This window comes from Acinetobacter sp. ANC 4218 (assembly GCF_002135245.1).
In the GTDB taxonomy this organism is placed as follows: domain Bacteria; phylum Pseudomonadota; class Gammaproteobacteria; order Pseudomonadales; family Moraxellaceae; genus Acinetobacter.
In genome coordinates this window covers 1-12,628 of record NZ_NEGD01000019.1, presented here as the reverse complement: position 1 = coordinate 12,628, position 12,628 = coordinate 1, and the positions used below count along the sequence as shown (strand labels likewise).

Sequence of the window (12,628 nt, the reverse complement as noted above, 5' to 3'; positions counted from 1 at the left end):
CCACTCAGAAAAGAAAAAGGCAGTGCATGATTCTTTTTTATAAAAGCATGATTTTAAGTAGATGAATAAAAATGTGACAAATTGTGCAAAAAAACAGCCTTTCGTCAGAAAGGCCTCAGCAGCTCTATTTTTAGTATAAAAACAAAATTATAGTAATTTTCTAAGATAAGTAAGCGAAAAAGAATAAGGCACATCATGAAAAAAAAGACTTTTATTTTATCTATGCTCACACTTTTGAGTTTTTCCAGCTTAGCGCAGGCAAAACAGAATATCTGTGTATTTGATTTACTTGGGAAAGCAGGTGAGTCTTATAAATTAATTGAAGAATGGGCCTTAACCAGTAAAAACTGGGGAGCCGAGGTCAATCTAATGCCCTATCAAGACGAAGCCAAAATTGAAAAAGATTTTAAGGTCGGTGTCTGTGATGCTTTTTACATGACCTCAATGCGTGCCCGCGCCTATAACAAATTTGCCGGTTCAATTGATGCACTTGGTGGCGTTCCAAGTAATCAGATTGCACAAAAAGCCATTGCTTTTGTGTTGGACAAACGTAATAAAAAGCGGCTGACCAGTAGCATTGCCAATGAGAAATATGAGGTGGCAGGAATTGGGCAAATTGGTACTGCCTATCTTTTTGTACGTGATAAATCAATTAATTCTATAGAGAAGGCACAAGGTAAAAAATTTGCCATTCTGCACTATGATCAGGCGCAAAAAATTGTTGTCCAGCGTATTGGTGCAGTGCCGGTGATGGCTGATATTTCTAATTTTGTGAAGAAATTCAACAATGGTGAAGTCGATATGATTGCGGCACCCGCTTATGCCTTTAAGCCGCTAGAAATTTACAAAGGTTTAGGCTCTAGCGGGGCAATGATTAATTTTCCGGTCGTCAATGTGACTGCCGATCTGGTGATTCGCCCGGAGAAATTTCCTGAAGGTTTTGCAGATCAGTCACGGAGTTGGTTCGTAAAACTTTTACCGAAAAGCTTTGCTATGGTGAAACGCCTGGAAGCGGAAATTCCCGCCAGATATAAAGTCAATTTAACTAAGGAAGATCATGATAAATATCAAAAATTATTACGAGATGGACGTTTAGACCTGACTAGGCAAGGAATTTATGAACCGACCATGATGACGGTGCTGAAAAAAGCCCGTTGTACGGTAGAGAGAACCAACTTTGAGTGTTCATTAAGCGGTGAATAAATCCATCATTATTGTATTCATTTGTAAAATAGCGCAAATTTCATAAATTATACCTAAAAATCGCTGTTACATAAGTTTATGATTTTTATTGCTAACTTAAAAAAATGAAAAACGATTGGCATTTTAAGCCTGATTAATTGGAGTAAATACTCTATTTTTTTAGAATGAACTTGCTTAATATTTGTGGCGTGAACGGATACTCGTCAAACAACAAGATTCTAAAAGGACCGAAATAATGAAAAAAATGATTTTCACATTAACAACATTTGCTGCTGTAGGCTTAGCGAGTACAGCACAAGCTGCTAAAGTCGATGTCTGTGTATTTGATTTACTGGGTAAATCGGGTGAATCTTTTCAAATGGCTCAGGAATGGGCATTGGCTGCCAAAGGATGGGGGGCAGAAATTAATCTTATTCCACGTCAAGACGAAGCGGTTGCTGATAATGACTTTAAAGCCGGTAAATGTGACGGCGTGTTTATGACCGCGATGCGTGCTCGTCAATACAATAAATTCGTAGGCTCTATTGATGCTCTCGGTGGTGCACCAAGTAATGCGATTGCTCAGCGTGCCATCACTTTTGCTTTGGATAAACGTAATGCGCCGAAAATGGTCAGTAATTTAGGCGGCAAAAAATATGAAGTGGCGGGTATTTCACCTTTAGGTTCTGCTTTTATTTTTGTACGCGATAAAAAAATTGACTCGATTGAAAAAGCAGCAGGTAAAAAATTTGCGGTATTAGGTTATGACGATGCACAAAAAATTATGGTGCAACGTGTAGGTGCGCAAGCGGTGATCTCTGATGTATCTAACTTTGTCGCAAAATTCAATAATGGACAGGTCGATATGGTAGGTGCACCTGCCTATGCCTATAAACCTTTAGAAATTTATAAAGGTTTAGGTTCTAATGGTGCGATGTTTAATTTCCCTGTACTCCAGGTGACCGCAGATTTTGTGATCCGTCCAGACCAATTCCCGGCAGGCTTTGGTCAAAAATCACGTGACTGGTTTGTGAAAAACTTACCAAAAAGTTTTGCCCTAATTAATCGTCTGGAAGCCAATATTCCGGCCAAGTTTAAATTGAACCTGACTGCAGAAGATAAAACCAAATATCAAAAATTATTGCGTGAAGGCCGTATGGATATGACCAACCGCGGTATTTATGATCCAGGCATGATGGGGGTTTTGAAAAAGGCTCGCTGCTCTGTCGATAAAGCCAATTTTGAATGTTCACTTGGTGGTGAATAGTATTGATTTTTAAAAAGAAAGCCTAGATTAAATCTAGGCTTTTTTGTTACTAGTATTTTGTCATTTTTGCCATTGTGGTGAGTAAAAAAAGGCGTAATCTTAAAATAATAGTAAAATTTTATCAGCCACAAAAACAATTCTTCAAGTCGGCTGCTGGCTGATGAATAAAAAAAGCAAAAACGATTCAATTCAAGATTGAATAAAATAATAAAACAAGGAAGAAAAAAATCATGATGCCATGCTCTAAAACACTGCTGCTTGGTCTGGGTTTGTGTGCTGTCACCAGTATGACTCAGGCCAAACAGGTTATTTGCGTATTTGATTTGGTGGGTAAAAGTGGGGATGTTTTTGCCCTGATGAAAGATTATCAATTGGCAGCCAAAAATTGGGGTGCCGATATTGAATTACGTGTAGGCCAAAATGAAGCAGTCATCGCTGAAGATTTTAAAGCTGGAAAGTGTGACGGGATCAGTGTGACCGGTATGCGCGGTCGTCAGTTTAACCATTTTACCGGTTCACTGGATGCTATTGGTGCGATTCCCGATTTAAAATTGGCAGTAAAAGTGATGCAGGGTTTAGCCAATCCAACTTTTGCCAAACATATGCTGAATAGCAAATATGAAGTGGTGGGTGTGATTCCAGTCGGCGATGCCTTTTTAATGGTTAATGATCGTAATATCAATACCGTGGCGAAAGCTGCAGGCAAAAAAATTGCCGTGCTTGATTATGATGAAGCGCAAAAAATTATGGTTCAGCAAGTGGGTGCACAGGCGATTAGTGCAGATGTCACCAATTTTGGCGCTAAATTTAACAATGGTCAGGTGGATATTATTGGTGCACCTGCTGCCGTATTTAAACCTTTAGAACTGTATAAGGGTTTAGGCAATAAGGGCGCAATTGTGAATTATCCTATTTTACAAGTCACCGGTAATGTGATTATCCGTCCAGATAAATTTCCGGCAGGATATGGGCAAAAGTCACGTGAATGGGTGAAAAGCCAGTTACCTCGTGCCTTCGGGATTTTAGGCAAAATGAAAGCCGATATTCCGCAAAAATACTGGATGCAAATTCCTGAAGCAGATAAAGTGGGCTATCAAAAATTGATGCGCGAGTCGCGGGTCGATTTAACCAAACGCGGCGTTTATGATAAACGTATGATGAAATTACTGTGGCAATTCCGTTGTAAGCAAGATCCGAAGAATTTTGAATGTAGTCTGCAGGATGAAAATTATAAAAAATCTTGAGAAAAATAGTCTGATTTAACTTTAAATCTGTAAATACTGACCATATATTGGGTATGCTATACTTAATATATGGTCTTTTATATTTCAAGACAGCTGAATTGAACAGAGGAATCCCACATGAATGCCCAAGCTCTGGTGTTGACCGACAATGCTGCGAATAAAGTACGCCAATTGCGTGATAGCGAAGGCAACCAAGAATTAATGTTACGCGTTTATGTTACAGGTGGCGGTTGTTCCGGTTTCTCTTATGGCTTTAACTTTGCTGAAAGCATGAATGAAGATGATGCTGAATTTGTTAATGGCGATGTGAAAATGCTGGTCGATTCACTGAGCTATCAATATCTTGTCGGTTCAGAAGTGGATTATGTAGAAGGTCTGGAAGGTTCACGTTTTATCGTGCACAACCCCAATGCAACAACCACCTGTGGTTGTGGTTCATCTTTTTCAATTTAATCGAATAATCAAATATAAAAAGCCCTCCAAAAATGGGGGCTTTTTTTATTGCAGTTCAGCCTGCTAAATTGCTGTTGCAAGCTATTTAAATTATTAGGCTTGCAGTTTTGCCGCTTCTAGAATATCAAAAATAACCGTAGTCACATCTTGGCTTAAATCGCGATTGTTAAAAATTTCATAAGCACTAATGGTGATATCGGTATCGCTTGGCAGTAAACGTTGTTCTTCTTCAATCAAATCTTGAATAGGCAACAGGGTCTGTTTGACTTGCAAATGCAGAATATCTTTATATTCTATATTTTCATCTTCAAGTTCAATCAGTTGCTCATTGAAATACGGCAAAAGAATGGAATGGAGATAAGGTTGAATCTCAATAATATCAAAAATTTCAATATCACGAGTCTGTTCAATCGTACTGATGTGATCATTTACTTCAATAAGAATATGGTAGTAACTCACATGCATCTCCAGAGGTTTCTGTTGTCATTTCTGGTTATTACCATAACACGAAATTTGCCTGATTGCCGATATCTTACTATTCATAGACTTATAAAAAGTAAGGTTTTTTTGCATTGTATCTCAAGTTGAGTCTAACGCACCTGTAACAGGGCAAGATCAGCAGCGGACAAGCGGAAATTTTGCAGGTTCTGCTCTTTCATGACTGGATACATTAGCGCTTGTGGATCCTGATTATGTTTCAAGCCCAATGCATGGCCAAATTCATGTGCCAGCGTCAAGCGTAAATCCTCAACGGATTCAAATTCATAAATGTTGATTTGCTTGCCATTAAATGAACCTTTATCAAATAATCGTGGCTGAAAACGCTGATTAAAGCTTTTTACAGAGCTATCAATCTGTTGATTAAGCTGATTCAGGTCATCAACCTGAAGATTGAGTTGCTGAATTTTCTGGTTATAAAGATTGATCTCCTGCTGCAGTACAAAAATGTGCTGTTGTAACTGGTTTTGCTGCTGCATGAGCTGATTACGTTGTGAAGCCGGGATTCCGCCACTTTGATTAATAATTGCAATATATTGATTATGTTGATTTATTTGTATATTGAGTTGGGCTTTTTTCGCATCGAGTAGAGTATTGGTACGGTCTAGTTCATCTTTAAATTGCTGCAGTTGTTGATTTTTATTGACCCACACTTGCTGGTTGTTTTGAATCTGGCCTAATTGCTGCCGACGTTGCACCGATTCGTCTTGACGTTGATCATAAATTAAATGGATGGTGAGCCGGGCATCGGGATCATAAACAAAATAGTCTTTGCCTGTACCCGCTTTCCAGATGTCAGTGGCTTGCTGGCTAATCTGTTTCAGTTCATTTTCAGTAACACCAAAACGTGAATCAACCTCAGCAATACGGTAACGTAAGCGGGTATCGAAAGGATGTTGAATACGATCCAACAGGGTATTGTGGCGAACTTGGGGATGATTTCGGGTTTGATAGGTCATGCCGAACAGAAATATGACCAACAGGCTGAGTAGCACTAAGCGCATAAAAGCTTAAAATCATTATTTTTCTATACTGTATAACAATTAAGCTGAAATAAAAATAAAAAAACCGCGCTTGCGCGCGGTCTTTTTTCTGTTAATTCGACAAATTATTTTTTGTCATCTTTAACTTCAGTGAACTCAGCATCTACAACGCCGTCATCTGCTTTTTGTTGTTGACCCGCATCACCTTGGAATGCATTTGGATCAAAACCTTGCGCACCGCCTTGAGCACCTTGCGCAGCTTCATAAGCGCGTTGAGTGATCGGCATGATGATGTTTTGAAGTGCTTCAGTTTTCGCTTTGATGTCTTCAACATCATTTTCTTTGGTTGCAGCTTCAAGTTCAGAAACCGCAGTTTCAACCGCAGTTTTTTCGTCAGCAGTCACTTGTTCGCCCAGATCTTTTACTGCTTTTTGCGCGCTAGAAACTAAAGCATCAGCTTCGTTACGAGCTTTAGCCAGTTCTTCGAACTTACGGTCTTCTTCCGCATTTGCTTCCGCATCTTTGATCATCGCTTCAATTTCAGCATCGCTCAAACCAGAGTTTGCTTTAATTTGAATTGATTGTTCTTTACCAGTGCTCTTGTCTTTTGCAGACACTTTTAAGATACCGTCAGCATTGATATCGAACGATACTTCAATTTGTGGTACACCACGTGGAGCAGGTGGGATGTCGCCTAACTGGAAGTTACCCAACAATTTGTTTTGCTGCGCCATTTTACGTTCACCTTGGTAAACCGAAATGTCTACAGCAGGCTGGTTGTCTGCAGCAGTTGAGAACACTTGAGATTTCTTAGCAGGAATCGTGGTGTTTTTCTCGATAATTGCAGTTAACACGCCGCCCATAGTCTCAATACCAAGCGTCAATGGAGTTACGTCAAGAAGCAATACGTCAGTTTTGTCACCAGACAATACCGCACCTTGAATTGCAGCACCAATCGCTACAGCTTCGTCAGGGTTTACGTCTTTACGTGGCTCTTTGCCGAAGAATTCTTGTACTTTTTGTTGTACAAGTGGCATACGAGACTGACCACCAACCAGAATCACGTCAGAGATGTCTGAAGTTGAAAGACCGGCATCTTTAAGTGCAATCTTACATGGTTCAATAGTACGAGCGACCAGATCAGCAACCAAACCTTCAAGTTTTGCACGCGTTACATTGATCACTAAATGTTTAGGACCAGTCGCATCTGCAGTGATGTATGGAAGGTTAATTTCAGTTGCATTAGAAGAAGAAAGCTCGATTTTTGCTTTTTCAGCGGCTTCTTTCAAACGTTGTAATGCAAGAGGATCTTGTTTCAAGTTCACGCTTTGTTCTTTCTTGAATTCTTCAACCAGGAATTCAATTAAAGCGTTATCGAAGTCTTCACCACCTAGGAAAGTATCACCGTTTGTAGATAATACTTCGATTTGCTGGTCGCCATCCAAGTCAGCAATTTCAATGATGGATACGTCGAAAGTACCACCACCCAAGTCATAAACCGCGATTTTACGGTCGCCTTCTTTCTTGTCCATACCGAACGCAAGAGCTGCAGCAGTTGGTTCGTTGATGATACGTTTAACGTCCAAACCGGCAATTTTACCTGCATCTTTAGTGGCTTGACGTTGTGCATCGTTGAAGTAAGCAGGAACAGTAATTACCGCTTCAGTAACTGTTTCACCTAAATAGTCTTCTGCAGTTTTTTTCATCTTTTTCAAGATTTCAGCAGAGATTTGTTGTGGTGCAAGTTTCTTGTCATTCACATCAACCCAAGCATCGCCATTGTCTGCCTGGATAATTTTGTAAGGCACTAAACCGATGTCTTTTTGTACTGCTTGGTCTTGGTACTTACGGCCGATCAAACGCTTGATCGCGAATAATGTGTTTTTAGGGTTAGTCACTGCCTGACGTTTCGCAGATTGACCAACCAGAATTTCGCCATCTTTATAGGCAATAATAGATGGAGTTGTACGCGCGCCTTCAGCGTTGTCGATGACTTTAACTTTGTCGCCTTCAAGTACGGCAACACAAGAGTTTGTTGTACCTAAGTCAATACCAATGATTTTAGCCATTTGGATGTTTCCTCAAAATTATTTTTTGCAATGTTTTTGCTTGTTATCCGATATGAGAGCCATTCAAAATTTTTCAAGTTGTTTGCATGAAAAAAATAGAAAAACTCTCGAATTTCTATACCTTATTGACCTACGAGGACCATTGCTGGACGCAGTAAACGGCCTGAAAGGGCATAACCTTTTTGTAATACGGTACCGATTTCACCAGCTTTGACGTCAGGTGCAATACCGACGGCCTGATGTAAATCAGCATTGAAACCGTTGTTCATGTTGACTTCTACAACGTTAAATTTTTCCAGCGTACTGAGTAATGATTTATGGGTCAGTTGAACGCCTTCAAGTAATGGCGATTCAATATCCCCAGCCGCTTGAATGGCACGCTCTAAATTATCGACAGTGTCGAGCAGCTCTTTAGCAAACTTCTCAATCACGGTCTCTTTATGCTTTTCAGCTTCACGTTGAATACGTTCTACGCTTTTTTGTGCTTCATAAACTGCATTGGCTGTACGGGCTTTTTCTAACTTCAAGTCACCTTCAAGCTGTGCAATCTGCTCTTGTAAAGATTCAACGGTAACTTCTGACTGTTCAGGTTCAGCTTGAGATTCTACTGTTTGTTGCTCAGCTTGCTCTTGCCCTAGATCTTGAGCGTCTTGATTCTGCTCAGTTGCCATAGATTTACTCCGTTTGAATGGGTTTTTAAACATGTCAGTCCTTTTGGCCTCAGTGCTAACTGCGTTAATCCTGAACTGCCATGAGTGATAAAATTCATGATTAATACAGAGTTCGGGGCAGACGCTAAAAATTCAAGCGAGATAAGCGATTAAATCTGTTTAATTTGATTAAAATTATTAAAAAGCATTATTTTTCTAAAATAGAACACAAAATGATGGAGAGATGGCGGGTGAATATCTGAATTTAAGCCAGCTACCAGTTTCACTCTTTTGAACAGCCGATCATGATACAAATACACATTATGATCTATAATGGATGGACTAACCGCAACAGCAGTTATAATAGGCTGTTCCGAAGTAAAGAATTGATATCCATGTATCTAAGAAGCTTGATTGCATGCAGAGGAATGAACTTCGCAATGATTTTATTAGACTTAAAAACGATTAATATTAAATAAATTATATATTTCACAAAAATGCTTTATATGCTTACTATTTAACCCAGATTCTATCGCTGTAGTTTCTTCTTGGTATTTAGAAATGTGTTTTCTAGGCTTATCCAACCTCTGGATAAGCTTTTTTTTTGCCTAAAGTTAAGTAAATGCAGAATAAATAGAATTTATGTATCTGTTTAGCAAAATTTTATCAGGATTCTGAGCGGACCCCCCCTCTAAATTAGGATCTAAATAATAGGCGAAGGAATCATATTTCCAACGTTGAGGAATTACTCCCCTTTATATTGCTAGTCATAACCTGAACCCTAGGCTTGGTTATAATGACAGTCCTAGCAAGTATAAGAATCATTTTAATAAGTGCCATCTTCAGGAAAGGGGATAATCATGCAGCCAAAAATAGCCTTGCTAATGATAGCAGAAGGCATCTTTTAACCATAACGTTCATTCTTTTTGTGGGCGGGAGTGGCAAAAAAACGCCGAAATATACATGGAAATTGTCAATGACAAGGTATGAAAAGAAGATTAGCGTATGAATGTTTTTACTGTGTATACCGATAATTAGACTGATATAAGCGTATGGTCACGCATTGGCTGATCATGTAGAAAATATCAAGATTAAAATAAAAGGAAGGTGCCATGATGGTTGCTTTTAGCCGAACTTTACAGACCATGTTAGAAAAAGGTCAAGGTACAGCGGCACGTACTTTAGATCGATTGCCCAGTTTTGCACAAAAATTTCTAGTTAAAATTTTAAGATATCCGCATCAATATCCTGAACTTGATCCCTTGGTGCAATGCATGATGGCAGCCCAGTTAAAACGGGGCAGTAGTGGTTTGGTCAGTGAAGATATTATTCATGCCCGTAAAAGCTTTGATTTGCAAATGCAGTCCATCAAAGCCAAGCCTACACCGGTGAAACAGGTGGAAGATCTACGTTTACCTTTACACAGCGGCACCATCTTTGCGCGACATTATCATCCTGCACCCACTAAAAAATTGCCCATGGTGGTGTATTTTCATGGTGGCGGCTTTGTTGTAGGCAGTCTGGATTCGCATGATGAGGTCTGCCGTTTACTTGCCGTCCATGCCAAAGTGCAGGTTTTAAGTATTGACTATCCTTTAGCACCTGAAGCGAGTCCGAATCAACTGATTCAAAGCTGTGAAGATGCCTTGGCATGGGTTTATCAAAACAGAAAGCAGCTGAAAATCTTAAAAAATAGAATTTCAGTGGCGGGGGATAGCGCTGGAGGGAATATCAGCACGGTAGTTGCACAACGTACAGCTCATAAAGTGTATGCACCGCAAGCGCAATTACTGCTTTATCCGGCAGTCGATTTTAAAAGCCGTCATCCTTCATTTTATGCCTACAATGAAGGACTGGTTTTAACCGGTAAAGATGTGGATTTTGTCACCCATTATTATGCAGATACGCATCAGGTTGAACTCGATGATCCGCTGATTTCACCGACCTATGGTCAGCATGACAAATTACCGCCTACGTTTGTGGTGACTGCAGGTCATGATGTATTACATGATGAAGGGGAAATTTATGCACATAAATTACGTCATCGTGGCGTAAAGGTGCATTATCAGGAATATAGCGATCAAGCGCATGGTTTTGTCAATCTCACACCCGTTTCTTATCGTGCTAAAAAGTATTTTATTGAAATCAGTAAAAACTATAGAAAGTTTTGGGATAAACACGCTTAAATTTTTTGAGCTGGGTATTCATTTATAATAAAGGTGTTTCACGTGAAACACCTTTATTTTTTCTCGATTTTAGCTTTAGGTAAGATGAGACTAAATTCTGGCACATAAAAGCTCTGTAAATAGCGGGCGTGAGAAAAATCGGGAAAAATGTTCTGGGTGTTTTTCCAGCTCGCCTGTTTTAATTTACTCAGTTTACCGCGAAATTGTAGTGTGAACTGATAGCGTAAACCTTGCCAGGCTTGATTGATCTTGAGCAGCCGTGCAGGTAAATGATGACTATTCACATAAAAAATCTGGCTATGTTTATATTTCTGCAAGCACAAACTCATTTCTTGTTGCTCAAAGCAGATATTGCAATACACCACATCATCATGGATGAGCCATTCAAATTGGGCCAGCTGTTTTGGTATTCCCCAAAAATGTTGACCATTTAGCATAGAGGCTTTGGTAGAAACATAAATTTTCGGAATGGAAGACAAACGTCTTTTACTGATTAAAGGATGATCCAAGATCAGCAATTCATCATATGGGCCTACAGGAGAATCATGATAACGAACCAATATGACCTGTACCACGCGTCCAATTGGAGAAGGAGCAATATAAAAAGTCCGATGCTGCGCAATAAATTTGGGCGTTAACCAGTAATTCAAAATAAAAGCATCACCCTGTAAATGCCAAGGTGGGTAAAGGGAAAAAGTAGTTGTATTTAATTCTTCGCTCATTGTAATGCTCATTTTATATCAAAAAGAGAAGCTGTTATATTTATATTGAAAGATTAATATATAGATATTCACAATGACAACTTAACGTAGAAGAGTAAAGAAATGTTAAAAAAGGCCTTATTTGCTATTGGTACTGCATGTATGAGTTTGCAGGTGATGGCTGCAAATACCCTGGTAGAAATGAAAACCTCAATGGGAAATATTGAAATAGAGCTATTTAATGATAAAGCGCCTATTTCAGCAAAGAACTTTGAAAGCTATGTAAAAGATAACTTTTATAACGGCACCATTTTTCACCGGGTGATTCCTGGCTTCATGATTCAGGGGGGAGGAATGGATGCCAACATGGTCGAGAAGAAGACCAAAGCCCCTATTCAAAATGAATCCTATAATGGCTTAAAGAACCTACGTGGCACATTGGCCATGGCACGAACCAATATGCCTAATTCAGCAACCAGCCAATTCTTTATTAATACAGTAGACAATGACTTTTTAAACAGAAGTCAGATGAATGCAGGTTATGCCGTGTTTGGTAAGGTTACGAAAGGCATGGATGTGGTCGATAAAATCACTCAAGTACCGACTGCAAACTTTGGAATGCATCAAAATGTACCAAAACAAGTGGTGAAAATTATCAGCGTGAACATTAAAGCAGCAGAGGTGAAAAATTAAGAAAAAATAAAGCAGAAATATTTTATTCATATTTTTGCTTTAAAATTATATGTTTATATTGGAATTAGAATAAAAATGAACCAACTTAGTGCATAAAAATACAACACTCAATAAAACAATCAGTTAAAAGCACTTGCATGGGTAAGAAATTGCCCTATAATGGGCTCATCCCGACGCGATACAGCAAACGAACTTAGCTGAACAGGTTAAGTTGTTAAATGTTTATTGCGTTATATTTTCTACTGACGAGGTAGGGAATAGATCATTAAGAGATTATGAAGAACAACTTGTGTGGATTTTTACTGGTTGATTGATCGAAATTATTTTCATTGATTGATGGTAGAAATTACTCGAAGTTTATTTGAGAAATATTTGTCAGAAAATTGATGAGCCAAGATTGGTAGCCATAAGCTACTACTGATTTTAAACTGAAGAGTTTGATCATGGCTCAGATTGAACGCTGGCGGCAGGCTTAACACATGCAAGTCGAGCGGAGTTTTGGTGCTTGCACCATAACTTAGCGGCGGACGGGTGAGTAATGCTTAGGAATCTGCCTATTAGTGGGGGACAACATCTCGAAAGGGATGCTAATACCGCATACGCCCTACGGGGGAAAGCAGGGGATCTTCGGACCTTGCGCTAATAGATGAGCCTAAGTCGGATTAGCTAGTTGGTGGGGTAAAGGCCTACCAAGGCGACGAT

General features: G+C 39.3%; 11 protein-coding genes and 1 rRNA gene. 7 read left to right on the top strand and 5 right to left on the bottom strand.

Annotated elements, in window-relative coordinates:
* Positions 1 to 195 precede the first annotated feature (195 nt).
* The 4 genes from B9T38_RS15140 (at position 196) to erpA (ending at position 4,146) form a co-directional block, all read left to right on the top strand.
* Positions 196 to 1,203: a putative solute-binding protein gene (locus tag B9T38_RS15140; protein WP_086197584.1), complete on the top strand. Its 1,008-nt coding sequence runs from the start codon at positions 196 to 198 to the stop codon at positions 1,201 to 1,203.
* 235 nt (positions 1,204 to 1,438) lie between these two features.
* Entirely contained in the window at positions 1,439 to 2,449 is a 1,011-nt protein-coding gene (locus tag B9T38_RS15135) for a putative solute-binding protein (protein ID WP_086197583.1), read from the top strand.
* A gap of 233 nt (positions 2,450 to 2,682) precedes the next feature.
* The gene (locus B9T38_RS15130) at positions 2,683 to 3,693 is read left to right on the top strand and encodes a putative solute-binding protein (protein WP_086197609.1); all 1,011 of its coding nucleotides are present in this window, start codon (positions 2,683 to 2,685) and stop codon (positions 3,691 to 3,693) included.
* 117 nt (positions 3,694 to 3,810) lie between these two features.
* Positions 3,811 to 4,146, top strand: coding sequence for an iron-sulfur cluster insertion protein ErpA (gene erpA / locus B9T38_RS15125; RefSeq protein WP_086176706.1), 336 nt, complete (start codon positions 3,811 to 3,813; stop codon positions 4,144 to 4,146).
* Positions 4,147 to 4,239: 93 nt separating this feature from the next.
* On the opposite strand, the gene B9T38_RS15120 is transcribed toward erpA, so the two are convergent.
* The 4 genes from B9T38_RS15120 to grpE form a co-directional block, all read right to left on the bottom strand.
* Complete coding sequence (locus B9T38_RS15120) at positions 4,240 to 4,617, bottom strand: hypothetical protein (protein WP_171263258.1); 378 nt, start codon at positions 4,615 to 4,617, stop codon at positions 4,240 to 4,242.
* Positions 4,618 to 4,736: 119 nt separating this feature from the next.
* Positions 4,737 to 5,648, bottom strand: a complete 912-nt coding sequence (locus B9T38_RS15115; RefSeq protein WP_086197581.1) for a matrixin family metalloprotease — start codon at positions 5,646 to 5,648, stop codon at positions 4,737 to 4,739.
* Positions 5,649 to 5,752: 104 nt separating this feature from the next.
* Entirely contained in the window at positions 5,753 to 7,696 is a 1,944-nt protein-coding gene (gene dnaK, locus B9T38_RS15110) for a molecular chaperone DnaK (RefSeq protein WP_086197580.1), read from the bottom strand.
* A 122-nt stretch (positions 7,697 to 7,818) separates the two neighbouring features.
* A complete protein-coding gene (gene grpE / locus B9T38_RS15105; RefSeq protein WP_086197579.1) occupies positions 7,819 to 8,367 on the bottom strand; it encodes a nucleotide exchange factor GrpE in 549 nt (182 codons plus the stop codon).
* A 1,094-nt stretch (positions 8,368 to 9,461) separates the two neighbouring features.
* Here grpE and B9T38_RS15095 point away from each other — a divergent pair.
* Positions 9,462 to 10,532: an alpha/beta hydrolase gene (locus B9T38_RS15095; protein WP_086197608.1), complete on the top strand. Its 1,071-nt coding sequence runs from the start codon at positions 9,462 to 9,464 to the stop codon at positions 10,530 to 10,532.
* Between the two features lie 53 nt (positions 10,533 to 10,585).
* Here B9T38_RS15095 and B9T38_RS15090 read toward each other — a convergent pair whose 3' ends face one another.
* On the bottom strand, positions 10,586 to 11,254 hold the full coding sequence (locus B9T38_RS15090; RefSeq protein WP_171263255.1) for an acetoacetate decarboxylase family protein: 669 nt from the start codon (positions 11,252 to 11,254) through the stop codon (positions 10,586 to 10,588).
* 102 nt (positions 11,255 to 11,356) lie between these two features.
* Here B9T38_RS15090 and B9T38_RS15085 point away from each other — a divergent pair, with 102 nt between their 5' ends.
* Both B9T38_RS15085 and B9T38_RS15080 read left to right on the top strand, forming a co-directional pair.
* A complete protein-coding gene (locus tag B9T38_RS15085; RefSeq protein WP_086197576.1) occupies positions 11,357 to 11,926 on the top strand; it encodes a peptidylprolyl isomerase in 570 nt (189 codons plus the stop codon).
* Between the two features lie 425 nt (positions 11,927 to 12,351).
* A 16S ribosomal RNA gene (locus B9T38_RS15080) occupies positions 12,352 to 12,628 on the top strand; the annotation flags it as partial.

What these genes read in the sequence shown, in the direction of transcription:
- B9T38_RS15140 (WP_086197584.1), top strand. Translation starts at nt 196, where the DNA reads ATGAAAAAAAAGACTTTTATTTTATCTATGCTCACACTTTTGAGTTTT.
- B9T38_RS15135 (WP_086197583.1), top strand. Translation starts at nt 1,439, where the DNA reads ATGAAAAAAATGATTTTCACATTAACAACATTTGCTGCTGTAGGCTTA.
- B9T38_RS15130 (WP_086197609.1), top strand. Translation starts at nt 2,683, where the DNA reads ATGCCATGCTCTAAAACACTGCTGCTTGGTCTGGGTTTGTGTGCTGTC.
- erpA (WP_086176706.1), top strand. Translation starts at nt 3,811, where the DNA reads ATGAATGCCCAAGCTCTGGTGTTGACCGACAATGCTGCGAATAAAGTA.
- B9T38_RS15115 (WP_086197581.1), bottom strand. Translation starts at nt 5,648, where the DNA reads ATGCGCTTAGTGCTACTCAGCCTGTTGGTCATATTTCTGTTCGGCATG.
- dnaK (WP_086197580.1), bottom strand. Translation starts at nt 7,696, where the DNA reads ATGGCTAAAATCATTGGTATTGACTTAGGTACAACAAACTCTTGTGTT.
- grpE (WP_086197579.1), bottom strand. Translation starts at nt 8,367, where the DNA reads ATGGCAACTGAGCAGAATCAAGACGCTCAAGATCTAGGGCAAGAGCAA.
- B9T38_RS15095 (WP_086197608.1), top strand. Translation starts at nt 9,462, where the DNA reads ATGGTTGCTTTTAGCCGAACTTTACAGACCATGTTAGAAAAAGGTCAA.
- B9T38_RS15090 (WP_171263255.1), bottom strand. Translation starts at nt 11,254, where the DNA reads ATGAGCGAAGAATTAAATACAACTACTTTTTCCCTTTACCCACCTTGG.
- B9T38_RS15085 (WP_086197576.1), top strand. Translation starts at nt 11,357, where the DNA reads ATGTTAAAAAAGGCCTTATTTGCTATTGGTACTGCATGTATGAGTTTG.